At 52.1% G+C, this 24,712-nt stretch carries 22 protein-coding genes; 12 read left to right on the forward strand and 10 right to left on the reverse strand.

Features of this window, described 5'->3' with window-relative positions:
* Positions 1-347: 347 nt before the first annotated feature.
* The 6 genes from BSZ31_RS09260 to BSZ31_RS09285 form a co-directional block, all read right to left on the reverse strand.
* Entirely contained in the window at positions 348-584 is a 237-nt protein-coding gene (locus BSZ31_RS09260) for a DUF1850 domain-containing protein (protein ID WP_105028508.1), read from the reverse strand.
* The gene (locus BSZ31_RS09265) at positions 581-2,683 is read right to left on the reverse strand and encodes a TRAP transporter permease (RefSeq protein WP_105028509.1); all 2,103 of its coding nucleotides are present in this window, start codon (positions 2,681-2,683) and stop codon (positions 581-583) included. The genes BSZ31_RS09260 and BSZ31_RS09265 overlap by 4 nt, the downstream gene beginning before the upstream one ends.
* A gap of 104 nt (positions 2,684-2,787) precedes the next feature.
* Positions 2,788-3,744, reverse strand: a complete 957-nt coding sequence (locus BSZ31_RS09270) for a TAXI family TRAP transporter solute-binding subunit (RefSeq protein WP_105028510.1) — start codon at positions 3,742-3,744, stop codon at positions 2,788-2,790.
* Positions 3,745-3,883: 139 nt separating this feature from the next.
* A complete protein-coding gene (locus BSZ31_RS09275) occupies positions 3,884-4,594 on the reverse strand; it encodes a response regulator transcription factor (protein WP_105028511.1) in 711 nt (236 codons plus the stop codon).
* Complete coding sequence (locus BSZ31_RS09280; protein WP_146106654.1) at positions 4,584-4,853, reverse strand: hypothetical protein; 270 nt, start codon at positions 4,851-4,853, stop codon at positions 4,584-4,586. The genes BSZ31_RS09275 and BSZ31_RS09280 overlap by 11 nt, the downstream gene beginning before the upstream one ends.
* Positions 4,802-5,770, reverse strand: coding sequence for a sensor histidine kinase (locus BSZ31_RS09285; RefSeq protein WP_105028513.1), 969 nt, complete (start codon positions 5,768-5,770; stop codon positions 4,802-4,804). Before BSZ31_RS09285 ends, BSZ31_RS09280 begins: the two co-directional genes overlap by 52 nt.
* Positions 5,771-5,957: 187 nt before the next feature.
* Here BSZ31_RS09285 and BSZ31_RS09290 point away from each other — a divergent pair, with 187 nt between their 5' ends.
* The 6 genes from BSZ31_RS09290 (at position 5,958) to BSZ31_RS09315 (ending at position 12,104) form a co-directional block, all read left to right on the forward strand.
* Positions 5,958-8,441 (forward strand): TonB-dependent receptor, encoded by a 2,484-nt coding sequence (locus BSZ31_RS09290; protein WP_105028514.1) that lies wholly within the window; start codon positions 5,958-5,960, stop codon positions 8,439-8,441.
* Between the two features lie 66 nt (positions 8,442-8,507).
* Complete coding sequence (locus tag BSZ31_RS09295; RefSeq protein ID WP_105028515.1) at positions 8,508-9,524, forward strand: hypothetical protein; 1,017 nt, start codon at positions 8,508-8,510, stop codon at positions 9,522-9,524.
* 86 nt (positions 9,525-9,610) lie between these two features.
* Positions 9,611-10,261 carry a MotA/TolQ/ExbB proton channel family protein gene (locus tag BSZ31_RS09300; RefSeq protein ID WP_105028516.1) on the forward strand — a complete coding sequence of 217 codons (651 nt, stop codon included), beginning with the start codon at positions 9,611-9,613 and terminating at the stop codon, positions 10,259-10,261.
* Positions 10,262-10,266: 5 nt separating this feature from the next.
* Entirely contained in the window at positions 10,267-10,875 is a 609-nt protein-coding gene (locus tag BSZ31_RS09305) for a hypothetical protein (RefSeq protein ID WP_105028517.1), read from the forward strand.
* The gene (locus BSZ31_RS09310) at positions 10,872-11,387 is read left to right on the forward strand and encodes a hypothetical protein (protein WP_105028518.1); all 516 of its coding nucleotides are present in this window, start codon (positions 10,872-10,874) and stop codon (positions 11,385-11,387) included. The genes BSZ31_RS09305 and BSZ31_RS09310 overlap by 4 nt, the downstream gene beginning before the upstream one ends.
* A 3-nt stretch (positions 11,388-11,390) precedes the next feature.
* Entirely contained in the window at positions 11,391-12,104 is a 714-nt protein-coding gene (locus tag BSZ31_RS09315) for a hypothetical protein (protein WP_105028519.1), read from the forward strand.
* 3 nt (positions 12,105-12,107) lie between these two features.
* Here BSZ31_RS09315 and BSZ31_RS09320 read toward each other — a convergent pair whose 3' ends face one another.
* From BSZ31_RS09320 to BSZ31_RS09330, 3 genes are all read right to left on the reverse strand, one after another.
* A complete protein-coding gene (locus BSZ31_RS09320; protein ID WP_105028520.1) occupies positions 12,108-12,647 on the reverse strand; it encodes a hypothetical protein in 540 nt (179 codons plus the stop codon).
* A gap of 75 nt (positions 12,648-12,722) precedes the next feature.
* Positions 12,723-16,976 (reverse strand): ATP-binding protein, encoded by a 4,254-nt coding sequence (locus BSZ31_RS09325; RefSeq protein WP_105028521.1) that lies wholly within the window; start codon positions 16,974-16,976, stop codon positions 12,723-12,725.
* A gap of 80 nt (positions 16,977-17,056) precedes the next feature.
* Positions 17,057-17,662, reverse strand: a complete 606-nt coding sequence (locus BSZ31_RS09330; RefSeq protein ID WP_105028522.1) for a TetR/AcrR family transcriptional regulator — start codon at positions 17,660-17,662, stop codon at positions 17,057-17,059.
* Positions 17,663-17,755: 93 nt separating this feature from the next.
* On the opposite strand from BSZ31_RS09330, the gene BSZ31_RS09335 reads away from it, so the two are divergent.
* The 3 genes from BSZ31_RS09335 to BSZ31_RS09345 are packed head-to-tail and all read left to right on the forward strand — an operon-like array spanning position 17,756 to position 21,175.
* Positions 17,756-18,643: an SDR family NAD(P)-dependent oxidoreductase gene (locus tag BSZ31_RS09335; protein ID WP_105028523.1), complete on the forward strand. Its 888-nt coding sequence runs from the start codon at positions 17,756-17,758 to the stop codon at positions 18,641-18,643.
* Positions 18,644-18,655: 12 nt separating this feature from the next.
* Positions 18,656-19,582 carry a reductase gene (locus BSZ31_RS09340; RefSeq protein ID WP_105028524.1) on the forward strand — a complete coding sequence of 309 codons (927 nt, stop codon included), beginning with the start codon at positions 18,656-18,658 and terminating at the stop codon, positions 19,580-19,582.
* Between the two features lie 18 nt (positions 19,583-19,600).
* Positions 19,601-21,175, forward strand: coding sequence for an NAD(P)/FAD-dependent oxidoreductase (locus BSZ31_RS09345; protein ID WP_240605681.1), 1,575 nt, complete (start codon positions 19,601-19,603; stop codon positions 21,173-21,175).
* 77 nt (positions 21,176-21,252) lie between these two features.
* Here BSZ31_RS09345 and BSZ31_RS09350 read toward each other — a convergent pair whose 3' ends face one another.
* Positions 21,253-21,630: a phosphopantetheine adenylyltransferase gene (locus BSZ31_RS09350; RefSeq protein WP_105028526.1), complete on the reverse strand. Its 378-nt coding sequence runs from the start codon at positions 21,628-21,630 to the stop codon at positions 21,253-21,255.
* 71 nt (positions 21,631-21,701) lie between these two features.
* Here BSZ31_RS09350 and chrA point away from each other — a divergent pair, with 71 nt between their 5' ends.
* The 3 genes from chrA to BSZ31_RS09365 all read left to right on the forward strand — a co-directional run bounded on the left by chrA (position 21,702) and on the right by BSZ31_RS09365 (position 24,578).
* A complete protein-coding gene (gene chrA / locus BSZ31_RS09355; protein ID WP_105028527.1) occupies positions 21,702-23,066 on the forward strand; it encodes a chromate efflux transporter in 1,365 nt (454 codons plus the stop codon).
* A gap of 523 nt (positions 23,067-23,589) precedes the next feature.
* On the forward strand, positions 23,590-24,000 hold the full coding sequence (locus BSZ31_RS09360; RefSeq protein WP_105028528.1) for a PaaI family thioesterase: 411 nt from the start codon (positions 23,590-23,592) through the stop codon (positions 23,998-24,000).
* Positions 24,001-24,026: 26 nt separating this feature from the next.
* Entirely contained in the window at positions 24,027-24,578 is a 552-nt protein-coding gene (locus BSZ31_RS09365) for an NADPH-dependent FMN reductase (protein ID WP_105028529.1), read from the forward strand.
* Positions 24,579-24,712 lie beyond the last annotated feature (134 nt).

The raw sequence follows: 24,712 nt of genomic DNA on the forward strand, positions 1-24,712 counted from the left end.
GATTGGCCTAAGCAATGCTTCTGATTCCGGCTTGATGCTTCTGGCTTGGGGCATGCGAAACGCTTAAGCGTCTTCGCATCGACCTTTCAGGTCGCCCCGCGCTGCGAAGCCGCCGGGAAGCCTTGCAAAGCCGGCTAGCCGGTTCTGCACCCAAGCCTCACCTGGCCACACCGCACACTAAACAATCGGCTATCTGCTCGCTTGGATGGTGAACAACTCAACGCCTCGATCTTCGAACTTCGCAAAATCAATGCACTTGCTTGTTTCGCGAGTCACCGAATCCAGCGCGCAAAGCCTCCAGTTGTCGGGCGTCAATTCTGAATTGGCCAGTGAGATGGCAGGTACAGTCAACGGCGATTCAGGTGCCCAGCGATACCAGCCGTTCTCAAGCACTGCATTGGGTGCCGGTCGATTCCTGCACCACTGCCTTTGACAAATGTTTCTTTCAATACCAGTTGTTCATCTTTCAGCTGCCAGTGTTCAACCCACTCGGTTTTTTCCACCGAGTGAGTCCAGCTCAGGGAAAACAGCAAACCTGCAAGGCAGGCCGCTGATTTCCCGGCGATGAATACACACAGGCTCATGCAGGCTGCAGCTTGCCTTTCACTGCGCGCACGTTGCGCCAAGCCAGGTAGCCAAACACCACAGACAGGGCAAAGCCGATTTCATCGGTGATGGGCAAGGCTGCAATAAGCGTGAACGATGCAACCATCGCCAGCACTCGCATCCACACTGGTAACTTCGCGCCCAAATAACCAATGACTGCCGCGCCCCACAGGCTGATCGCCAGCACTGTTTTAATCACGATGTAGATAACAGCAGGAATATAGCCAATTTCACTTGCAAGAGGGCCACCATCCTGAAGCATCAATGAGGGGGTGTAAACCGCCATAAAAGGAATGACAAAACCTGCTGCAGCAATTTTCACCGCCTCCATGGAAATGGTCAGTCCGCGCTCTTTGGCGATCGGTGCGGCTGCAAAACAGGCCAATGCCACAGGGGGGGTCAGGTCGGCCAGAATGCCGAAATAGAACACGAACATGTGGCTGACAATCAAAGGTACACCCAGCTGTTCAAGCGCTGGGCCTGCAATGCTGGAGGTAATGATGTAATTGGGAATGGTCGGAATGCCCATGCCCAACACGATGCAGGTGATCATGGTCAGTATCAGCGAGAGGAACAGGCTGTTCTCGCCTACGCTGACCACAAACTGACCGAATGTATTGGCTGCACCAGTCAGTGTCATGGTGCCGATGATAATACCCACCATGGCGCATGCCACACCCACAGGCAGAGCCGATTTTGCACCATCGGCCAGTGAATCACGGCAAGCAGCCAGGGTTTCCCGACCACCTTTTTTCAGAGCGTTCACAGCGATCAACGCAATGATTGCCCCCGCGATTACCCAAATGCCGAATTGCAGGAAAGCAGCACACACCACACCCAATCCAATCCAGAACAACACCCGAATTACGGTGTTTGGCAAGCCAATTGCGATGGATGCGCCGAGAATAAGTACCACGGTAAAGGCAAGGCCTACAGTACCGGCAAACAAGGGCGTGTAGCCACCCACCAACAACCACACCAGTGCCACCAGGGGAATGACGAGGTACCACTGTTCTTTCACGGCTTTTAAAGGGGAAGGCAAGTCTTTTTTATCCAAGCCTTTCAAGCCATGTTTGCCGGCTTCCAGGTGCACCATCCAGAAGGCACCAAAGAAATACAGAATGGCCGGAATGATCGCTGCCTTCACAATTTCGGAATACGCCACACCCAGCGTTTCGGCCATGATGAAAGCCACTGCGCCCATGACCGGTGGCATCAACTGACCACCCATGGAGGCGGTGGATTCAACCCCGCCAGCGAAAGCGGCTCGGTAGCCGAATTTTTTCATCAAGGGAATTGTGAATTGACCAGTTGTAACCACGTTGGCCACGCCTGAACCTGAAATGGTACCCATGAGTGCCGAGGACACCACAGCCACTTTGGCAGCACCGCCCTGTGCGTGGCCCACCAGGCCCAGCGCGAAGTCGGTGAACAGCTTGATCATGCCAGCTTTTTCGAGAAATGCACCGAACAAAATGAACAGGAAAATATACGATGCCGACACATAGGTCGGGATGCCATAAATACCCTCTGTGCCGTAGGCCATGTGTTCGATCACTTGGTGGAAGTCGTATCCCCGGTGGTCAAATGGCGCCGGCAGGTATTGGCCGAACAGGCAATAGGCGAAAAATGTGCCGCAAATAATCGGCAGGGCAGGGCCCATTAAAAGCCAGGTGGCCACAAACACAGTGGCAATGGCGATCACACCCAGGTAAATGTCCAATTCGGTGGGGTCGCCAGCGCGAATTAGCAAGGGTTCGTATTCTACCCATTGGTAGCCCGCTACTCCGAGCGCGGCCAAGGCCAGCACCCAGGCAATCGCCTTCAATGCGGCATGCTTCTTCATGGCGATAAGCGGGAAGGTGAGCAGCAGTAAAAAGCCCACGTGGCACGCCCGTTGAACCTGACTGGGTAAATCAAACAAGTGTGCAGCTGTTGCAATCTGAAATGTCGAGAATAAAACAGCAATCCAGAAGAGCAGGCGGCCCTCAAATGAACGCGTGAACCCGGCGGATGTTGGGTCGTGAAAGCCAGAGTTGGCTTCTGTGGCTACGGCTGAATCGGGAGTATTGGACATAGACGAAAAGCCTGAACGGGCCCACAAGGTAACTGAGGTTGAAAGCCACACCCCGGCGGGGTGTGGCAGGTGCTACTTGCTAATTGCTTCGCAGGTTTGCCTGCTTACTTGATCAAACCTTTTTCGCGGTAAAACTTTTCTGCACCGGGGTGCAGTGGTACTGGCATGCCTTGCAAGGCATTTTCAAACTTGATGGCTTCAGCCGCTTTGTGGGCAGAGCGCAGAGCAGCCAGGTTTTCCCACAGAAGTTTGGTCATTTGATAGGCAGTTTCGTCAGACACTTCGGAGTGCGTAATCAGGAAGTTCACGATCGCCGCAGTAGGAACGTCTTTGGTTTGACCCTGATAAGTGCCTGCCGGAATGGTGCCGGGTACGTAAGGCGCGCCCAGCTTTTTAACCACCTCGGGAGGCACAGCAACCATGCTCACTTCCATAGAGGCAGACAAGTCTTTCAGTGAGGCTACCCCCAAGCCTGCCGATTGCAAAGTGGCGTCCAGTTGACGGTTTTTCATCAGTTCAACTGATTCTGCATAGGGCAGATACTCGGTTTTGCCGAGGTCTTTGTAGCTCATGCCAGCAGCACCCAAAATGGCACGGGCATTCAATTCAGTGCCCGATTTGGCGGCACCCACTGACAGACCTTTGCCCTTTAGTTGGTCCAGAGAAGTAATGCCAGACGATTTGGATGCCACAATTTGTACGTAGTTGGGGTAAATGGCAGCAATGCCACGCAGTTTGTTCAGGGGGGCTTTGAAGCCTGCATCTGCATCGCCTTCCCAGGCCAGCTTTACGGAGTCGCCCAACGAAATACCCAGTTCACCGCGACCTTGTTGCAGCAGGTTCAGGTTTTCAACAGATGCTTTGGTGGCTTGAACCTGGGTGCGTGCACCTTTGATGTTGTCGCCATACACTTTGGACAAGGCAACGCCGATCGGGTAGTAAATACCAGACGTACCGCCGGTCAGAATGTTGATGAATTCGGCTTTGGCGGGTGTGGCAGCGAGTGCCAAGCCTGTAATGGCCGCTGCCAGAATGGCCGTTTTTGCTTTGCGTAGCATCATGCGTAATTCCTCCTGAGAAAGTGTTGTCGTATTTTGGTTGTGGGTTGAATATCCCCGAGAACGCAACAGGTTGCAAGGCAAAGCAGCCGATTTTTAGGCAAAATACGGGAAAATACGAATGAGGAAAACGTGAGTATCTTTACTTGCCAAAACCGGGTGGTTTTCTTCCAAAACCCTGGCTCCAGGCCCAGAAAGCCAATTCGAAGTCTGTTTGTACACCCAGCTTTTGACGAATTTGTGACAGGTTGTTGCTCACGGTTTTGCCGCTGATTCCCAAGCTGACTCCCACCTGTTCAATGGTGTACCCTTCGACCAGCAGCCTTACCACATCCACTTCTCTGGGGGTCAATCCGCAGGTCAGTGTGGTCGCCGGTTCTTGCGTTGCATGGGTGTGCTGTTGCAGGTTCTTCTGGGCGTGCTGTGGCCCGGTGCTGTTGAACATGCCTTGGCTTTGAACGTCACCGGATACAAATGTTTGTTCGCCCAGTGCCATTCGAATGCCTTGAATCAACTCTTCGGGTTCGCTGGACTTGGTCACGTAGGCCCGCGCACCCTGTTCCAGTGCCTTGGCGGCCACAACCGGGCTGTCGTGCATGGAAAGCACCACCAAAGCCAGTTTGGGCCATTTCAAACGCACCCGTTTAATCAGTTCCAGCCCGCTTTGCCCCGGCATGCTGATGTCCAGTACCAATGCATCGCAGGCATGCGTTTTCAGCAAGGCGAAGGCCTGGTCTGCATTGCCTGCCTCGCCGACAACGATCAGGTCGGTTTCAGAGTCAATAAAGCGTTTGTAACCCGCGCGAACTGCCGCGTGGTCATCAACCAGAATTATTCTGGATTCAAGGGGCATGATTTACCTCCACAACCGGAATATGGCATCGCAGCATGAACCGGTCTTCTTCTATGGCCCAGACCACATGGCCTTGCAGGATGGCCATTCTTTCGCGAATACCGGTTAGGCCCAAAGAGGGATTGACGGCAGCAGACGAGGCAACACCATCGTTTTCCACAATCAAGATGAATTCGTGGGCCTGCTCATCGAAACCAGCCAATACTTTCAACTTTTTGGTATTGGCATGTCGGGCCGCATTGGTAAGCGCTTCCTGCAAGGTGCGATAAACGGCAATGGGCGCCTCTTTCGGAAGGGCAGGGGTGTTGGGTGCCCAGGCAAAGTCAACGTACCAGCATGGCGCTTGGCCCAGTTGTCCAGCAGGTCCAGCGCCGCATCGCGAAGTGAAACTTCAAGCAACAGGTGTGGTTTCAGTTCGCGCAGCGAACTGCGCAGCCAGCCCATCATTTCCTGAGCCTGGTCGTGCACGGCCTTTGCGGCCTCTTGTGTATTTGCCTGTGTACTTTTCACCAGAAAAGCAGAGTTCACCGAAATGGAAGTCAGCGATTGTCCAAAGTAGTCGTGCAAATCCTGTGCAATCGTCTGGCGTTCACGTTCTTGCAGGTCCACCACACGGTTTAGCAGCGCGCGGCTTTTCTTTTGCTCGGTGTTCAGGGTTTGAATCAGCTGTGAAACGCTGTCGTGAATTCGTTTGAACTCCTCGATCCTGAATTCTTCAGTGTTTTCCAAGGTGGGAGCTGGTCTTGTTGGGTCGCGCTCCGATTCTTCATAATCGCGCAGCCATTGAACCAGTTGCTGCAAAGGTTTATTCAAGGCGGGCCGAAGGGAATACCACACCACCACGCCGCTGCCCGCTGCCATCAGCAGCAACATGGTGCTGATTAAATAGAGTTCTCGTCGGGTTTCCCGGCGTTCCTGCTCGGCTTTTCGTTCGGCAAGCTGTTGGCGCAGGCGTTGTAGTTCCAGATTGCCCAGGGGTTCGGCATTCGAAAGCCCGCGGTGCAAGTCATCAACCAACTCAGAGGCGGCCGCATACTCGGTTTGCACGTCCAGCCGGCCCATGGTGAACACGACCAACACGCAGCATGCAGCCCAAAGGCCAAGCCAGGTGAGCAATCGTCTAACCAGCAACTCGCTTAAACGCATGGGTTGAATTGTTTGTTTGAATAGCCACAATGTGCACCAGAAACGGCTTGCATAGAAGAGGTGAAATCCTTTTCGGGAAAACTTCCCTGTCGAAATCTGGCAATATTATGAAATATAGACAAGACAAGTCGCGCGGTTGCCTGGCCAATCTCCATGGCGCGCAGAGCAGGCCAATCGCGGGACTTCACAATTACAAATCCAAATCAAAGGGCTGTGTATGTTTGCGCGTCAGCATTCGCATTGGTGCACCCGTGTTGTTGCACTTTCTGTTTCATCATTCCTCGTCCCGGTGTACGCCCAGCAGCTGGAAGAAATCGAAGTGATTTCTACGACGCCCCTGCCTGGTGCTGTGATATCTGTTGATCAAGCACCTTTCAGTGTTAAAAAAATAGACTCTCTGGAGCAAAATTCGAGCAGGGAGTCGATCAGCCGCAGTCTGTTTCGCGGCATCAGCGGTGTTCAGGTGACCGACAACCAGGGCAATCCGTATCAGTCTGACGTGACCTATCGCGGTTTTTCGGTAACACCCCTGTTGGGGACACCGCCCGGCTTGTCGGTGTATGTGGACGGCGTGCGCCAGAATGAAACCTTTGGCGATGTGGTGCGGTTTGATGCCATACCCCAGTCGGCTTTGAAAGAAGTTGCTGTGCTACCGGGCACCATGCCGCAATTCGGTTTGAATTCGCTGGGCGGAGCCATTGTGATGCAAACCAAAAGTGGCCGCGATTTTCAGGGCACACAAGTGGATGCTGAACTGGGCGATTTCGGGCGAACCCGTTTCGGTATTCAGAAAGGTTGGGTCGATGAACCCACTCAACGCGATTTTTATGTGAACTTTAATTCATTTAACGAAGATGGGTGGCGGGTGCTGTCACCGAGTTCTGTCATTCAGTTGTTTGGCAAAATGGGCATTGTTTCCGGTGACACTCAGACCAATTTCAGCTTGGCGCTTTATGAGTCTGACCTGAACGGAAATGGCGTAGTGCCCCGCAGTTTTTACGAACAGAATCGTGCCCAGTCGTACACCTATTTTGACAACACTCAAAACACCGGTGGGCAGTTTGCGGTGGACTTCACGCGCTACTTGCAAAGCGGAGCTGAACTGACAGCGAACGCCTATTACCGCAGCTCCAAATCCACCACATTCAACGGCGATGGCAATGAGAACGAAGACTACCGCTTCGGCGTGGCTGAGTTCGAACCTGACCGTGCAGAAGTGGAAGGCAACCTGGGCCCGGGCACTTATAACGTGACTTGCAGCGCACCGGCTTCTACCGCTTACGCGCCGGGAACGGTGACTTTTGATGAAAACGACCCTGCTGCCATGGAACCTGACAGTGCCGATTGCCCCGGAGCAAACAACCGAGGTGTGTTGAATCAGGATGTGGTGGGATTGGGCTTGCAGTATGCCTTGGCACCATTCGGTGCGCACAAGGTGTTGTTGGGCACCCAGCTTGAATTCGGGAAATCGGATTTCAGGCGCAGCTATGCCTTAGGTGTGTTCAACAATGACCGCACGGTGCGTGAATTGTACGCACCGATTGAGCAAGTGAATGTGGAGGCGAACAACCGCCAATTTGGCGTGTATGCCCAAGACGTGTGGACTTTGAATGACAAAACCACGGTTTTATTGGGTGGCCGCTACAACCACGCCTCGGTGAAAACCACAGATCGTTTAAGCCCGGTTTTGATCAATGAGGAAGGCGAGGCCAGCCCGGGCTTGAACAACGATTACACCTACCAACGTTTTAATCCGTCTGTGGGGATTGCCTATCAAACGGCTGCGCGCAGCACCTGGTATGCCAGTGCGGGCACCAGCAACCGGGTGCCCACACCGGTTGAACTGGCTTGTTCTGACCCGGAATTTCCATGCTTGTTACCGAATGCAATGGCTGCCGACCCGTTTCTTGAGCAAGTGATCACCACCACGGTCGAGGGTGGCTATCGAACCCGTTGGGCTGGCGGTAACAACCAGTATGGTTTCTCTTTCAATATATTTCAGGCCAATAACAAAAACGACATTTTGTTCGTCACCGATGGTGCGGGTTCTGGCGGTTTTTTTCAGAACTACGGAAAAACCCGCAGACAGGGTGTTGAACTGGATTTTGACTGGGAAACACCCGTGTGGAATTTCGGTGCCAGCTACCAGTACCTGGATGCGACGTTTCAAAGTGCAGCCCGACTGGCCAGCGAAGGGAACAGCAGTGCGGTGGATTTGAACGGTGACCCGGCCGTAGAAGGTGGTTTCATTCAAGTGCAACCGGGCAACAAAATTCCCGGCCTGGCCGAACACAATGTGAAATTATCATTGGGTTACAAGGCCAGCGATGCGACCACGCTGTTTGTTGACATGCAGGCGCAAAGCGAGCAGTACGCGCGTGGCAATGAAAACAACCAGCACCAGGCGGGTATCGTGAATATTCCGGGCGATGGACCAGTTGAGTTTAAGGACAATGGTCGTATTCCTGGTTTTGCCGTGTTCAATCTGGGTGTGAACCATGCCTTGAATAAAAACCTCACCTTGATTGCACGTTTAAACAATCTGTTTGACCGTGAATATTTCAATGGTGCTTTGTTGGGCGGCAATATTTTTGATCGCAACGGTGCCTTGGTGGACGATGAAGGTGACATTACTTATGAATCTTTTCTGGCGCCAGGTACCCCCCGAAATGCGTGGATGGGGGTCAGTCTGAAGTTCTAGCATTTTGAGGCAAGGCCTGAATCGGCTATCCTTTTGGGGTTGTGTTGATTCAGGCTTTGTTTTCACATGTCTTTGAACGTTCGAAATCTTGTCCCTGCTGTTTTTTTGTCTCTAGTGGCGCATCTGGCTCAGGCCCAGTCAGGCGATTGCTGGCAGCAGCACCGTGCTACCGTCTATGAGTGGACTTGTGCTGGTCAAAGCCTGCCCGCAGAAGGGCAGGATTTTGCACTGTCGATTGTGGTGGTTGATTCGCCCAAAGCCTTGATGGTGATTGATTCCGGCGCAACTGCCGCCGTGGGCGAAAGTGCGGCCGCTGCAATTCGTTCCAAATTCGGTACCAAGCCGGTGTGGGTTTTGAATACGCAACCCAAGCCTGAACATGTGTTGGGCAATGTCGGTTTTCGGGCTGCTTTTGCCAGCACACTTGCTCCGGGCGAGAATTTTTCAAGCCGTATTGTGGCTGGCAAACGCACCGCTGATTTGATGCGCGAGCGTTGCCCTACCTGCATTGACAACTTTTCCGAAAGAATGGGAAGCGATTCTGTAAAAGGCACGGAGTCCCTGGTTCCGGGCCGTATTTTACGAACCAAGACAGGTCACCTGGGTTTGCTGCACAACGATTGGGTGCCCTGGAAATTTCGCTTCTACAACGATCTGGAAACCGAAGAGGCGTTGGTGTTGCGCAATCAGGAACTGAAATTGTGGTGGGTAGGCTCGGCTGTTCAAAACAGGGACATTCCCGATTTGTACGATGGCAATGTGGTGGAGCGAATCAATTTTTTGGGTCGCTTGAAGGCGCGAATGGCGGCAGATGACACAGTATTGACTTCATTTGGCGTTTTGGGCCGCGACTGGATAGAACGTAACCTGAACTACTTTGTGCGTGTTCAACAAGCAGTATTGTATGGGCTTGAGGATGGTGTCAGTGAGGTGGAGCTGATTGAGCAGATTAGTGCGCAAATTGGTGAGTTTAAAAACATTGTTTATGTTCAAACCGACCCCAACGTGAATGCCAAAGCACTTGAAACACACCAGTTGAACATTCAACGCATTTTCCGCCAAACAGAGCCATTTGCTTTTTAGAGCCTCTGCTGGAATGTAGCTTGCTAGTAGTCTTTTGAACTGTTGCAAACTGGGACAGGCAAATAACAACACAGGGACTACTTGCATTGACTACCAACAAAACACACACCCTGTTTTTACTGTGGGTGTTGCTGATCAGCCTTACTGGCTTTGGCCTGTATATGACTTGGCACAAAGGCCTTTTTCAATGGATTATCCTGACTGACAACACCCGTATTTGTGTGGTGATCGTGCTGGCATTTGTTGTGGGCAGTGCCCTTGCAGGCTGGCGAAGCATTTATTTGAGTAGGCAGACCCAGTATTTTGAGCAAATTCGTGGTGGTTTCTCCGACTTCAAACTGGGTCAATCCATTTGTCACGATTACCTCACTCATCCCCTGGCACATCCTAGCGAAGGTCAATTGATGGCTGAGGTGATGGCGGAACGCGCGCGCGGTACGCACCAAGTGGGTTGGTTTGTCACGGGGCTTATGATCAAGCTGGGTTTGTTGGGTACCGTGGTTGGTTTCATCATGATGCTCAGTAGCCTGGAAGGTTTGGAGCAGCTTGATATTTCGGACATCAAGACTTTGATGCAGCAAATGACCCAGGGCATGGGTGTGGCCATGAACACCACCTTGGTGGGTTTGATTGGCAGCATTTTGTTGGGTGTACAGTTTTTGATGCTGGATCGCCACGCCGACAAACTGATAGCAGCCACTGTGGACTATGCACACCGAAACGTGAAAGCGAGCTGAGCAGCATGCCGCTTTTCAATCACAAGCCAGACTTTGAGCTGGACCCGTTCACCGACCTGATTTTCAACGCCTTGTTGATTTTCACTTTTCTGTTTCTGATGGCCTTGTTGCTGCTGAACCCGCCTGCCAAAAGCGGAATTATTGATCCCAAGGCCGAGTTTTTGGTGACGGTAAGCTGGCCAGACAACGACCCCAACGACATTGATGTGTGGGCCGCCGGACCCGCTGGAGCGCAGGTGTGGTTTATGCGCCCCCAAGACGGCTTGTTGCACCTGGACCGGGACGACCGCGGCCTGGCCAACGACACGCAGGAGATTGAAGGGCAGGTGTTTGTGAACCCCCTGAACCAGGAGGTGTTGACCATTCGGGGTCGTCCTCCCGGGGAGTACGTGGTCAACCTGCACTACTACAAAACCGAAAACAAATTGCCAGTGCCAGTGAATGTTTATGTTGCAGAAGTAAACCCGAAATTGAAAGTGTTGCATTACTCCACAGTCAACCTGCAGCAAGAGGGCGATGAAGCCACTGCGGTTCGGTTCACGATTGATGCAAATGGCACGGTGAGCAACATCAATCAACTTGAAAAATCTTTGGTGAAGGCAGACGGAAAATGAATGAAGTGTTGGTGGGTTTGGGCATAGCCTATATTTTTCTGGCGGCGCTGTTGCTGTTGGCCCTGGTGTATGGCCGAATGAACTGGACAATCAAGCTGGTTCTGATTGTGGTGTCAGTGGGCTTTTATTGGGTCAGTTACATCAACTGGCAAAATGCACAGGGTTGGCCCAGTCAGGCTGATCTGCCCAAGCGGTTTTTGTTTTACGCGGTGGTGGTGGAAGAACCCGACAAAACAGAAGGCATCAAGGGACGCCTGTTTGTGTGGGCCAGCGACCTGGCCAATGACAGGCCTTCAGACACACCGCGCGCCTATGTGTTGCCGTACGACAAAGAGTTGCATGTAAAGCTGGATGCTGCACAGCGCCAGATGCGCAATGGCAATTTGCAAATAGGGGAAGTGGGTGGCGAATTGTTCGACCCACAGGCCACGCGTGACAACACGCGAATTGCAGACAAGAAAATTGATCTGGAATTCACGGATTTGCCCGATCCCCAGCTGCCGGAGAAGTAAGCCATGTTGAAAATTTTGAGTGTGGCCGTTTTAGCGCTGGGTCTGGCTGGCTGTTCCAAAGTGGGTGGGGGTGAATACTTTCCGCTGGATGAAGGCTTGCAGTGGCACTACAAACTCGATTTTGTGATGCCCGACGGCAAGAACAAAAAAGACTTGATGATTCGCAGCATGGGGCCGTCCAGTTTTAAAACTGAGGAAGACGAAATCCAGGGCATGGTGCGTCGAACCTCGGATGGTACGGACTACCTGGTTCAGGAACGGGAAGACGGCTTTTACCGTGTCGGGAAACGTGTCATTGTTCAAACCAAGCCGCAGGCTGATAAAGCACCACGTCTGATACTGCCCAAAGGCCGAAACCTGCGGGTGGGTTACACCTGGACGATGGACACCAGCCCATATGTAGCGCACTGGATGCCACCCTTCATTGAGGCGAACGCCAGTATCAAGCCATTTGACATGGTGTATGAAATCGCATCGCTGGATGACACCGTGGAAACGCCTGCGGGTGTGTTCCAGAAATGTGTGCGCGTGGACGGCATGGGCAAAATGGTGTTTTATGCCGACGCCAGTGCGGGTTATCAGGAAATTCTGATTAACCACAGTGAATGGTATGCGCCCGGTGTGGGGCTGGTGAAACTGGAGCGCGATGAGCCTTTGGACACCAGCATCATGAAAGGGGGCAAAGTGACCATGGTGCTCAGCAGTTTCATGGATTAAGTGTTACTTGTTGAACAACCCTTCAAGCACCTGGTCGCAAAAGCGTTTGCGTTTGTCACCGTTGCCCGTGACAGTGCAATGTTCAATCAAGACCTGGTCACCTACAAGGCTATGCGATTCTACGCGATCGGCATAAAGAAGAATTTCTTCGGTGTCTAGGCTGAATTTGGAATCCAGATCCATCTGGTTTAAATCGGGTCTGCGCCAGTGCACAGTGAACAGTGGCTGGTTCTGAAACACTTCGCCTTTCTGGTTCTGAAGTTCCGTCACCGCTTGTACCGACAGCATGGGGTGGCTGTTGAACTCTTGCGGGTAGTGGCGTTTCATTTCCCGCATGATGTTGTAAGCGTCGGTTGCGAACAGGGTCACAATTCGATTGCGCGTGACAAAAGTCAGTTGCTCAGTATTCAATCCACGAATTTCCACAATATTGCCGTTGGCCATTTTGTCCATGGAATCGGGTGGGGGCGGGCTGCAGGCCGCAATCAGGGCCGCACAGGCCAGCAGTGTGGCGTGTTTGACATGGCGCAACGTGGGGCGCATTCGTGGTCTCCAGTGTCGTGTTGTTGTGCCAGCAGTATAGGGGGTAAATGTTGTCACCGGGCTTACACCGCGCGCTTACTTTCGGCAAAGCTTGTTCAAGGCCAACTCGAGTTCAGCAGGTTTGGGTGGTTTGGCCATGATCATGTCCACCTGGGGTACTTCTTCCTGACTCAGTGACATCTGTTTGCCCCAGCCAGTCAGCATTAACACGGGTGTTGTCGGGCTCAGCGACTTGATCATCTCGGCCAGCTCTTTTCCGTCCATTTCCGGCATGCCCAAATCGGTGATGACCGCGTCGAATGCATTGCCTTTGCGTGCTGCTTCATTGAACAACTGCGCTGCCAGTGCGCCGCTGCCTGCTGCGTGAACTTGATGTCCGCTCATTTCAAGAATGGCTGACATGGCTGCCAATACATTGGAGTCGTCGTCAACAAGCAGCAAATTGAAAGGGCCGGTGGTGTCTGGACCGTTTTCTGTGCTGGTGGTTTGAAACACGGCGGGTTCGCTGGCTGTGCGCACTGGAAAAAACAAATCCACAATGGTGCCTTTGTTGGGTTCACTGTGTATTTCCATGAAGCCGTTGGCACGTTGCACAATGCCATACACCATGGACAAACCCAAGCCCGTGCCGCGTTCGCCTTTGGTTGTGAAAAATGGCTCAAAGCAACGTGCCTGCTGTTCTTTGGTCATCCCGATTCCATTGTCTTGCAGGCGGATGACTACTTGTTGTTCACCGTCTTTTTCCCTGAATTCGGTTTTCATTTGAATGTTGCCGCCTTTGGGCAGGGCGTCGACTGCATTCAAAATGAGGTTGGTCAGTATTTCGCGCAACTCAGTTTCCGACATCGCCAGTTTGGGCAAAGGGTTGCTTAACTCATGTGCAATGCCGATGGTGATACCATTTCGAAGCGCCATGTCGCCCCAGCGGGGTCTTGTCAGTTCAATCGCTTCCAGGCACATGTCATTGGCATCGCAAATATTGGCTGGTTCAAGTTCATTTCTTGATCGGGCGAAGCGCCCCATGCGGTCTACAGTGTTGCTTACATCATCTATCGCGGTTTGAACAATACGCAGTTGTTTGTAACCTTTCTCGCTGAGGTTTTTCTCGTTGTCCAGCAACGATTCCAGATAGAGTGTTGCGGGAGAAATTGCATTGTTGATGTCGTGTGCAATACCGCTGGCCATGCCCGCCAGTGCGTGAAGCCTTTCTTGTTGCAGCACCATGTTTTGTGTCGATTGCAGTTCCCGGTAGGCTTCCTGAAGTTCATTCAGCAATTCCACCTGCGACAATGCCACCGCTACATGTTCGCTTAACTGGTCAACGAACTCGATTTCTTCACTCGAGAATGCGTCAATTTCCGTGCGGGAAATCACAAGAATTCCAAGCACCTCATCGCCTTTCATCAAGGGGTTGATAATCAGGCTAAACAGGCCACCCAAGGAGTTCATTGCTGCGCCAATGGGCCCGCGTGTGCTGCCCATGTTTGCGTTGTGTACACGCTTGCCTTGAAGTGCCACCTCGAGGTGGACACCATAACCCTTGACCTGAGCGCCTACAAAAAGGCCTAGCTTGTCGGCCAGAGCCTGGCTGCGTTTACCAACAGAACGAACTGTCAATGTATTGTTTGTACCGTGGTAGGTGGCCATCAGGCTGAAGTCAGAAGGCAGGCGTTCTTCAACATGATTCACAACCACGTTGTAGATGGAATCCAGGCTTTGGCGGTGACTGATGGCCCTTGTGATCTGATTGAGCAATTGCATGCGCGCCAGCTGCGCTTGACTTTCGCGTTTGGATTGAACCAGCCCGTTCATATTCTGCTCAAGAATATTCTGTCGAAGTTTTTGCTCGGTGATGTCACGCTGAATACCAATCCAGTGGGTGCATTTGCCCAGTGAGTCGATCATGGGAACAATCTCGACATCCACCCACATTTTCTCGCCACCCTTTGTGTATGTGATCAATTCTTCCCGCACGGCTTCCTGGCGGGACAGTGCGTCACGAATTCTGGTTTTTGCATCAGGCTGCGTTTCCTCACCTTCAAGTGCAGTTGGGGTTTGCCCATAAATTTCTTCGCGGGTGTAGCCAGTGCGTTCGAGAAATGCCTTGTTCACGTACTGAATTTTCATTCCCCCTGATTCCAGGGGCTCTGCATCGGTGACCAGCACCATGTCATTTAGCCGCTCAAGACAGGTTTGCAACAGTCGCAGGCTTTCCATGGTCTTGGCTTTTTCAATGCCATTGATCAGGTTGTCCAGCGCCATAGACCGATTGCGGGACACGGTGTCGAGCAGGTGAACCATTTCATCACTAAAGAAATAGCTTTCGTCGCCCATGTACACGAGGCCGGAGTGCAAGCGCCCGTTCAGGTGCAGGGGAATAATCGCCATTGATTCAAAGCCGCGCGCAAGTGCTTCCTCCAGCCAGTGTTTGGCCATGGGTTCATTGCGCAAATCATCGACCACATACACCTGACCAGTACGTAACTTTTGCAGCAGGGGTGAGTCGGGTCTTATCGCGAGCCTGGACATGATGGTTGCGACAAAGTCTGTGTCTCGGCCGCCTTTTGCGGCAACTTTAAACTCGAGTGTTTCACGTTTGAAATCAACCACCCACACCAGTGGGATTTTTGCCAAGCGGGGTGCAGCTTCGCAAATTTCTTCGTACATGGCCTGTGCGCTGTCGAATGCAGAAAGCCGTTGATTGATGTGGTTTTGTGCCAGCAAGGCGCCATTGATCCTTTCCATCATCACGTCTTTTTTTCGCTGCTCAGTGATGTCTTGAATACAGCCGTGAATTCTGGCGGGTTTGTTGTCCGCATCTTTCATGACTTCACCGGCGATTCGCGCCCAAATTCGCCGGTTTTTGAAGGTGTTCATTTGAACCACAATGTCGAATGGCAGGCCTTTGTTTTTGGCGTTTTCAATGGCCTGCGCAATTACATGTTTATAGTGCCCTACGTAAAGTCCCATGCCCTGTTCAAGCGTGGGTATCTGCTCGGAATCGTGATCAAGCAGTTGAAAGATTTCTTCGGACCAATACACCGCATCATTGTTGATGATGTCAATTGCCCAGCCACCCAATTTGCCAATTTGTCCACCCAGGCGTTGAAGCGTCATGTTGAACTTCAGTGCCTCCAGCGCATGCTGTTGTTCCAGTAGTTCATCGGGGGTTCTTGTGGTTGTGGTGTTCGTCTCTGAAGAAGGTGATGGAGTGCTGCTTGCGCGGCGTGGCAAACAGATCGTGAACACGGCACCCTCACCGGGGTTGCTGTGCGCTTGAATTACACCGCGGTGTCGCTCAATAATTTTTTTTACATTGGCCAAGCCCATGCCGTGACCCTGATAGTCGTGCTGATTGTGCAGGCGTTGAAAAGGCTTGAATAAATTCGGGGCAAGTTCCGGGTCGAAACCAACTCCGTTGTCTGTCACGGTGATTGTTACGTTCTCATCCGCTTCAAAAACGTCAACCTGAATTTCCGGATGGGTTTTTTTGCTGCTGAACTTCAATGCATTTGAAAACAGGTTAAGAAAAACCTGTTCAAGCAAGGCTTCATCGCCTTGAATTACGGGCAGGGGTTTTACTCGCCAGTTGGGTCGTGGCCCATCGCTTTCGAGCTCAGACAGTATTCTTGCACGCGACACCAAATCGGCAAGATTGACCGGGTTGAAATTCAGTTCGGAATCGCCAAGGCGCGCGAAAGCGAGCAGATCGGAGACCAGTTTGCTGCCCCGGTCGCTGCTTTCCTTGATGCGTTGAATGTGCAGCCACTCTTGTTGTGTAAAGTTGGCACTGGACCGGCTGCTCAATCCGGTTGCATGCCCCTGGATCAAGTGCATGACCGAGTTCAAGTCGTGTGCAACCCGGGCTGCAAAGCTATCAAGGTCTGCATTCAATTCAGTCAAACGCTGGTTCGCGGTGGTGAATTTTTCCAGCAGGGTTGCGTTTTGCCGCCGCAAGCGCCGATTCTCCAGCGCACGCCGAATGACCGGGGAAATTTCAGCGAATTTGAAGGGCTTGAGGATATAGTCCAGCACGCCCATCTGCATGGCCTCGACCGCAGTTTCCATGCTGCCGTGGCCAGTCATTAAAATTGCACTCAGGTCTGGAGAAATTTTCAGTGCTTCCCGAATCAGTTCGGTACCGCTGAGACAAGGCAGACGCAAGTCGGTCAGAAGCAGATCGCAGGCTTGTTCCCGCAATGCATTCAGTGCGTCTTTGGCGTTTGAGAAGCCCGTGACTTCATACCCTTCCTCTGCCAAAAGGGTACTTATGGCCTCTCTTTGTAGGGCTTCATCGTCAACCACATACAGGCGTGCCGACAGGTTCATGGTGGCTCCTGCACTATTTCTCTAGCTTGGTTCATGGTATCGAATTTATTGATATTTAACGATAGCCATTTTGGAGCCCCTCAGCTTTGAAGTTCCCTTTCCACATAATGCCCAGCCATATCGGCCAGACCCCTGGCGAGGTCATCGAAAGTAAAGCCTGGGTTGGGGTGGTTCAAGTACCGAATCATGGTGGCGATGCCACTGTTGATGAAAATGTAAGTCATAGTTTGAAGATTGTTCAGCCGCAAAATTTCCGGGTGCTTGATGGCATGCTGGATAAACAGGTCGGCCAGTGCCCGGTATATGGGGCCGAAAGGCACATGCTTTTCCATCAAGGCCGATTCTCGGGCGCAACGCAGGTACAGTTCATCGTCTTTTTTCAGGAATTCAGCGGTCTGGGCAATCAATTCATACACTGCATCGCGCAGTGAAAGCCGAACAACGTTTGTTGTGGCCCCCTGAATTACCCCAACCAGCTCTTTGGAAAAGCGCTCGCCCATGGCGCTGAAAATCGCCTCCTTGTTTTCGAAATATTCATAAATCGAGCCAACACCTACACCGGCATATTCTGCAATTTGTCGCGTGGTTGCGCCTTCTGCGCCATGTTTGGCCAGTGCAATGAAGGCACCTTGAACAATGGTTTCCACCGTGTTTTGGGAGCGAATTTGTTTGGGTTTTCTGGTCATGAATAAATCCGAATTGAATCCGAACAAACGTTCGTTTTAATATGACATTGTTCAATGTCACGGTCGCGCTGTCAAGCGCAATAGGATTTACACATGTTCGGGAAAAAAATTACCAAGGGTGCGAATGCAGTGGTCACCGGCGCTGGCAGTGGTATCGGCCGTGCCTTCGCGCTTGAAATAGTTCGCAGGGGGGGTCGCGTGGTGTGCGCCGACATTAGCCTGGAACGCGCACAGGAGACCGTGGAAATGATCATGGACCAGGTGGCAGGCAAACTGAAGAACCCTGACCTGGTGTTCGTGCCGCAAGCCTGGGCGGTGAAATGCGACGTCAGCAAACTAAAAGATGTTGAAGCTCTGGCCTTGCAAGCCGAGGAAATTTTTGGTGGAACCGAGGACAACACCGCCATTGATTTGGTCGTGAATAACGCAGGTGTTGGCGCTGGTGGCAAACCGATTGGTGAAACCACGATTGAGGACTGGAAGTGGACCATCGGGGTCAACCTGTGGGGTGTTATTCACGGTTGCCACGTATTTGCGCCACGTTTGCGTAAAAAGGGTGCTGTAAAAAAGTGCGGCATCATCAACGTAGCGTCCACGGCCAGCTTTGCTGCTGCACCGCTGATGAGCGCATACAACGTCACCAAAGCAGGTGCTTTGGCATTGACTGAAACGCTTGCGTCCGAGATGGCTGGCACTGGCGTGAATGTGACCGCACTGTGCCCCACCTTTGTGAAAACCAATATTACGAAAGATGGCCGGATTGATGCCGCGTCGAACCAATTGGCCAACAAGCTGATGGAGTGGACCGGCGTGTCTGCCGACGGCGTGGTGAAAGAAACATTGAATGCATTGGACAAGGGGCAGCTGTATGTGTTGCCCCAGCTGGATGCCCGCATGATTTGGCGCATGAAGCGCTTGATGCCCCGCAGTTACACGCGCGGTGCTGGTTTATTGGCCCGTGTGGCCGCAAAAGCTTTTTAAGGAGTACACAAAATGCCTCAACTCGATCTGGGAAAAACACTGCGCCGCATCAAGGAGAATCAATGGGCTTTGGCCGACATTGATTGGGATGCGCCTGGCCGCGAGATGATCACTGAAGAACAGTGGCCCAAACTGAAGGCCTTCATGGCCGACCTGACCTGGATTGAACACATTGGTGCGCGCGGCTTTGCGGCCATGGCCAAAAAAGCCCCGAACGATACTTTGAAAGAAATTTACACCTGGTTTCATGCAGAAGAACAGCGCCATGCCAATGCCGAGCTGGCCTTGATGCAGCGTTGGGGCATGCTTGAAGAAGGTGAAATTCCCGAGCCGAATATCAACCTTCGCTTGACCATTGAATGGCTGGACAAGTACAGCGACGACATGCCCTTGAGCGTTTTGGGCAGTGTAATTCCCATGCTGGAAGTGACGCTGGATGGCGCACTGTGCAAGTTCCTGCTGGATGAGGTGAAAGACCCTGTTTGTCATGAAGTGTTCAAGAAGATTAATGCCGATGAGGCCCGTCATTTGGGTGTGGATTTCCATGTGCTTGAAATGATGGGTCATGGCCCAATGTACCGCCTGGCTTTGGAATCAATAGCCACGGCCATCAACCCCAAACTGCTGTTGGGTGTTGCAGTGTATTTCCCTTTGCTGAATCGCATGCGCGACAACATTGTGACCATGGGTTTGAAGGAAGAAAAACTGTACGAGGCCATGGCCAAGTTTGAAAAATACGGTGGTGAAACGCCTGAGGGCCGACGCAACCCCTGGTATCAGGTGATGCGCCTGCATGGCAAATGGGTGATTGATCGCAAGAACCGTTTTTACCATGTACCCGTGGATGCAGCCGTGAAGGCCTCCAATTACATCCCGAAAAGCTGGTTGCCCGAAGTACCAAGCTGGGTGAACAAACTGACTTGGCATACCACGGCTTGAACAATGCGAGAAACCACAATGACGATTGAAATTAGAAAGCCTGCGAAGGCACTGAAAGGCACCACTGCTGCGCGTACTACCGTGCACCGCAGTTCAAGCAAAAGTGCCGCTGCAAAAAGCGGCGAGCACGTGTACGACACCTTGATTATTGGTGCTGGTTTCGCAGGTTTGGGCACTGCGATCAAACTTCGCGAAGCGGGTGTACACAATGTGGCCATTCTGGAGCGAGCCGCTGAGGTGGGCGGCACTTGGCGCGACAACCAATACCCCGGAGCAGCCTGTGACATTCCGTCGAATCTGTACAGCTTTTCCTTTGCGCCGAACCCCAACTGGTCTCGCAGCTATTCCGGCAGCCAGGAAATTCTGGCTTATGTGCACAGCCTGGTGAATGATTTTGGTTTGGAGAAACTGATTCAATATCAGCAAAATGTAACTCGAGTCGAGCTGGACGATGCGCAAGGGCTGTGGATGATTCACACTGACGGCGGTCGAGTGTGGAAAGGCAAAACCGTGATCATGGCCAGCGGTCCTTTGGCCAATGCCAGTTTCCCAAAAATTCGGGGCATTGAGAACTTCAAGGGCAAGAAAATTCACAGCGCGCAATGGGATCATGATTACGACTTCACCGGCAAGCGTGTGGCGGTGGTTGGCACCGGTGCCAGCGCCATTCAAATCATTCCCGAGCTGGTGAAGAAAGTCGACAAGCTGAAAGTATTTCAGCGTACGCCAGCCTGGGTCATGCCTCGGCCCGATTTCTCAACCTCTGAGTTGAGTAAAAAACTGTTCGCAAAATTGCCCTTTACGCAAAAAGCAATTCGCGAAGCGTTGTACTGGACTCATGAAAGTATGGCCCTGGCCGTGATCTGGAGCTCGCCGGTGACACGCCTTGGCGAACGTTTGGGGCAGGCCTTTTTGAAATCACAAGTGCCTGACCCCTGGATGCGCAGGCAATTGAAACCCGATTACAAATTGGGTTGCAAGCGTATTTTGGTGAGTAACGATTACTACCCGGCCTTGCAAAAAGAAAATTGCGAACTGATTACCTGGCCGATTGCCAATATTGTGGAGCAGGGCATTCGCACTTCGGAAGGCATTGAACACCGCGTGGATTGCATTGTGTTTGCCACTGGTTTTGATGTGCCGAAAAGTGGCACACCTTATCCAATACTGGGTGTGGGTGGTCGCGAATTGGCCAAGGAATGGCAGCGCGGTGCGCAGGCTTACAAAAGCATCAATGTGAGCGGCTATCCCAACCTGTACATCATGTTTGGACCCAACAGTGGCCCTGGTCACAATTCGGCACTGGTGTACATGGAGCAGCAAATCGCTTACGCGGTGAAAGGCATTCGCACCATTCTGGATTCCAACTTGAAAATGCTGGATGTAAAGCCTGATGTGCAGGCCAAACACAATGCCAACATACAAAAGCGCCTGGCAAAAACCAACTGGAACTCCGGTTGCAAAAGCTGGTACCTGACCGAGGATGGTTTCAACGCCACCATGTTCCCCGGTTTTGCTACGCAATATGCAGCGCAAATGTCAAAGTTTGATGTGAAGGCCTACAGGCAGGTGAAAGCAGACGTAACAGCGTGAGGCTTGTTAATTAAGGTAGTGGGAGTAGTGCCGCCCCCAGTGACTCGTGACGGTCCTGGGGGCTTTTAATTCAATCCTTACGATTTGGTGAACCAGAACTCGTTGATCAAACCGATGATCAGCGCCACAATCACAATGACATCAGCCTTGATGACTCGTGCAATCAATGGGTTGTAGTCGCCCACTTGCCACGCCACTGCAATAAAGCCAACGGTGCTCACCAGGCCAAAGCACATGGCCAGCAGGCGCAAATCGGCTTTGAACATGGCCACCACGAACAACACACCCAGCAAACCGAACAACAAGGCGCGGTGTTGCATGGCGATCAATAAATTGGGATCGGCTATGCCTACTCCGTACAGCTTCTCGAGCGATGTTTTACCCATGATTCCGCTGAGGGGTAAAAAATGGATGAAGGCCGCGATGGCCAATGCAATGTTGCTGATCCAGTTCATGGTGTTTCCCTTGTTGAGCCTCGAGTATGAGATAAGATTAGCCGTCCAATCAATGACCTCTCAGATCAATAATGTCCACACCTGCTTCTGAAATTGCCGATCTAGATCAACCTCCCGCATCGGTCAGCCTGATGCAGGCTTTCTGGTTCTGGTTAAAGCTGGGTTTCATCAGTTTTGGCGGGCCAGCCGGGCAAATCGCCATCATGCATGAGGAACTGGTTGAACGTCGCCGCTGGATTTCCGAGAAGCGTTTTCTTCATGCCCTGAATTACTGCATGTTGTTACCTGGCCCGGAGGCTCAACAGTTGGCCACTTACCTTGGGTGGTTAATGCACCGCACCTGGGGGGGAATAGTGGCAGGTGCACTGTTTGTTCTTCCCTCCCTGTTTATTTTGGTGCTGCTTTCCTGGGTTTACATCGCATTTGGCGATGTGCCTATTGTTGCCGGTATTTTCTATGGCATTAAGCCCGCGGTGACCGCGATTGTGTTGCACGCAGCACACCGTATTGGCTCCCGTGCCCTGAAAAACAACTGGATGTGGGCAATTGCGGCAGCGTCGTTTGTGGCGATTTTTGCCATGAACGTACCCTTTCCCATCATTGTGGCCACAGCGGCAATCATCGGCCTTGTGGGCGGAAAATTGTTCCCCGCCAAGTTCAACGGCAGCGCTGGGCATGCCGGTGCGCAAAAATCGTATGGCGCTGCTTTAATTGACGACAACACCCCGACACCCGAGCATGCCCGTTTCAGCAAAGTTCATTTGGCCAAAGTGCTTGTAACCGGTGCACTGCTGTGGCTGGTGCCCATGGGTTTGCTGACTGCAAGCCTGGGTTGGCAAAACACCTTCACGCAAATGGGCTGGTTTTTCACCAAGGCGGCTTTGCTGACCTTTGGTGGGGCTTACGCCGTGTTGCCTTATGTGTACCAGGGTGCGGTAGGTCATTATGGCTGGTTGACACCCACGCAAATGATTGACGGCTTGGCCTTGGGTGAAACGACCCCCGGCCCGCTGATCATGGTGGTGGCATTTGTGGGTTTTGTGGGTGCCTATGTGCAAGCCGCATTTGGGCCTGAGCATGCATTTGTGGCCGGCGCGTTAGCCGCAGCGCTGGTGACCTGGTTTACTTTTCTGCCTTCTTTCCTGTTCATCTTGGCGGGTGGCCACTTGGTTGAAAGTACCCACGATGATTTGAAATTCACAGCGCCGTTGGTGGCCATCACCGCGGCAGTGGTTGGTGTGGTGGTGAACCTTTCAGTGTTTTTTGCCTATCACGTGTGGTGGCCCAGTGGTTTTTCTGGCCAGTTTGACTGGATTGCCGCCTCAATTTCGGCGCTGACCCTGATCGCTTTGTTTGGATTCAAGCGATCGATTATGCAGGTACTCGGCGCAGCCGCCCTGATGGGTGCCTGTTTGAGTTTGTTTGGCTTGCTTTGACCACAAGGCCATGGCTGGCAGCGGAGCGCTTTTTGACAGGCATTCTTCTTTTGAGTAATTTTTTTGACCCACTTTGATTGTTTCATTGTCACCTAAGGTTTCAGCAAGCTTCAACCAGTAAATCTTGGTGTTTGGGCTGAGATTGGCCGCTGCCTGGTAGTAATCAAGCCTGCCTAGGGCTTGCCCGTTGGGGGTCGCAATTACAGAATCTTGCGGCATTGCTTCTGCGATGCTGTAACAACTCAATGCCAACTGATGTGAACTGCTTCCAACAGATTTGAAGCCACAATGTTCTGCAAGCAATGATGAGCCAAGTATTGCGGCTATGGTTTGTGGCAAATTTTTGAATTGCTTGCTGCTCGAGGGAAGGCTTTCCGAACCTTTGTTTTTTATCTCGGTGAGTTGTTGGGTAAGCAAAGAGTTGACTGATTGCATAATATGGGCTCTTGAGTGAAGTAAATGCGAATAGTGCAGCTACGTAACACCGCTTAAAACAAGAGTTCCTACAGAACGGAGACGAAGTTTGATAACCAAAGAAATGATGAATGACTTCATCAACACGCAATTTCCACAGAGCAAAATCACGGTTGAACATGTAGATGGCGACTCCGCTACCATTCGTCACAAAATTACGGTGGCTGAGTTGCGCCCCGGTGGCACCGTGGCTGGCCCCGTCATGTTTTTGGTGGCCGACTGCGCCTTGTATGTGGGCATACTGGGGCGAATTGGCATTGTGCCTTTGGCGGTGACCACGAATATGAACATCAATTTTTTGAGGAAACCTTCTGCAGATCGTGACATCATCGGCGTGTGCAAATTGATCAAAGTGGGCAAAACGCTGGCAATTGGCGAGGTGAGTGTGTACTCCGAAGGCTTGCCTGAACCCGTTGCACATGCTGTGGGCACCTATGCCATTCCGCCCAAGAAAGACTGACTTGCCTAATTCAAAGGAGCAACACCATGAGCAACACCATTCGCGTACTGGGTATTTCGGGAAGTCTTCGTGCAAAGTCGAGCAACACGGGTTTGCTGCGCGCCGCCGCCGGGCAGTTGCCTGAGGGCATGGAAATGCAGTTCGCCAATTTAATTGATTTGCCGTTTTTCAATGCCGACCTTGCTGAAAGGCCGGCCGCTGTTCAGGCTTTTTTTGAACAATTGAAACAGGCCGATGCATTGATGTTGGCCTGCCCTGAATACAACTATTCGATTGCACCTGCCTTGAAAAATGCCATCGACTGGGCCTCGCGTTATCCGGACAATGCCTTGCTGGCTGGTAAACCCGTGGCCATTTGCGGCGCGGGTGGCGGCATGGGCACCTCACGCGCCCAATACCATTTGCGGCAAGTGTGTGTGTATCTGGATTTACATCCTTTGAACAAGCCTGAAGTATTTGCCAATGCATTTGCAGGTGGTTTTGATGCCGATGGCAATGTGACGGACGAGAAAATCAAGTCCAACCTGGCCGCCCAGTTGCTGGCCTTGAAAGCTTGGGGCCTTCGCCTGAAAGGGTAGGGGTGAAAATTTTTTTACATCAGCCCTAAAGAATCATTTTTTCCAAGCGTTAATGAATCATGAGCAGCGCACGACAGTGCATGACACTGAAGGCGACTGACTCTTAACTCAATAAATTGCTTGGAGAATTAAAA

It is taken from the genome of Limnobacter sp. SAORIC-690 (genome assembly GCF_002954425.1).
In the GTDB taxonomy this organism is placed as follows: Bacteria; Pseudomonadota; Gammaproteobacteria; order Burkholderiales; family Burkholderiaceae_B; genus Limnobacter; species Limnobacter profundi.

What these genes read in the sequence shown, in the direction of transcription:
- BSZ31_RS09260 (WP_105028508.1), bottom strand. Translation starts at nt 584, where the DNA reads ATGAGCCTGTGTGTATTCATCGCCGGGAAATCAGCGGCCTGCCTTGCA.
- BSZ31_RS09265 (WP_105028509.1), bottom strand. Translation starts at nt 2,683, where the DNA reads ATGTCCAATACTCCCGATTCAGCCGTAGCCACAGAAGCCAACTCTGGC.
- BSZ31_RS09270 (WP_105028510.1), bottom strand. Translation starts at nt 3,744, where the DNA reads ATGATGCTACGCAAAGCAAAAACGGCCATTCTGGCAGCGGCCATTACA.
- BSZ31_RS09275 (WP_105028511.1), bottom strand. Translation starts at nt 4,594, where the DNA reads ATGCCCCTTGAATCCAGAATAATTCTGGTTGATGACCACGCGGCAGTT.
- BSZ31_RS09290 (WP_105028514.1), top strand. Translation starts at nt 5,958, where the DNA reads ATGTTTGCGCGTCAGCATTCGCATTGGTGCACCCGTGTTGTTGCACTT.
- BSZ31_RS09295 (WP_105028515.1), top strand. Translation starts at nt 8,508, where the DNA reads ATGTCTTTGAACGTTCGAAATCTTGTCCCTGCTGTTTTTTTGTCTCTA.
- BSZ31_RS09305 (WP_105028517.1), top strand. Translation starts at nt 10,267, where the DNA reads ATGCCGCTTTTCAATCACAAGCCAGACTTTGAGCTGGACCCGTTCACC.
- BSZ31_RS09310 (WP_105028518.1), top strand. Translation starts at nt 10,872, where the DNA reads ATGAATGAAGTGTTGGTGGGTTTGGGCATAGCCTATATTTTTCTGGCG.
- BSZ31_RS09315 (WP_105028519.1), top strand. Translation starts at nt 11,391, where the DNA reads ATGTTGAAAATTTTGAGTGTGGCCGTTTTAGCGCTGGGTCTGGCTGGC.
- BSZ31_RS09320 (WP_105028520.1), bottom strand. Translation starts at nt 12,647, where the DNA reads ATGCGCCCCACGTTGCGCCATGTCAAACACGCCACACTGCTGGCCTGT.
- BSZ31_RS09325 (WP_105028521.1), bottom strand. Translation starts at nt 16,976, where the DNA reads ATGAACCTGTCGGCACGCCTGTATGTGGTTGACGATGAAGCCCTACAA.
- BSZ31_RS09330 (WP_105028522.1), bottom strand. Translation starts at nt 17,662, where the DNA reads ATGACCAGAAAACCCAAACAAATTCGCTCCCAAAACACGGTGGAAACC.
- BSZ31_RS09335 (WP_105028523.1), top strand. Translation starts at nt 17,756, where the DNA reads ATGTTCGGGAAAAAAATTACCAAGGGTGCGAATGCAGTGGTCACCGGC.
- BSZ31_RS09340 (WP_105028524.1), top strand. Translation starts at nt 18,656, where the DNA reads ATGCCTCAACTCGATCTGGGAAAAACACTGCGCCGCATCAAGGAGAAT.
- BSZ31_RS09345 (WP_240605681.1), top strand. Translation starts at nt 19,601, where the DNA reads ATGACGATTGAAATTAGAAAGCCTGCGAAGGCACTGAAAGGCACCACT.
- BSZ31_RS09350 (WP_105028526.1), bottom strand. Translation starts at nt 21,630, where the DNA reads ATGAACTGGATCAGCAACATTGCATTGGCCATCGCGGCCTTCATCCAT.
- chrA (WP_105028527.1), top strand. Translation starts at nt 21,702, where the DNA reads ATGTCCACACCTGCTTCTGAAATTGCCGATCTAGATCAACCTCCCGCA.
- BSZ31_RS09365 (WP_105028529.1), top strand. Translation starts at nt 24,027, where the DNA reads ATGAGCAACACCATTCGCGTACTGGGTATTTCGGGAAGTCTTCGTGCA.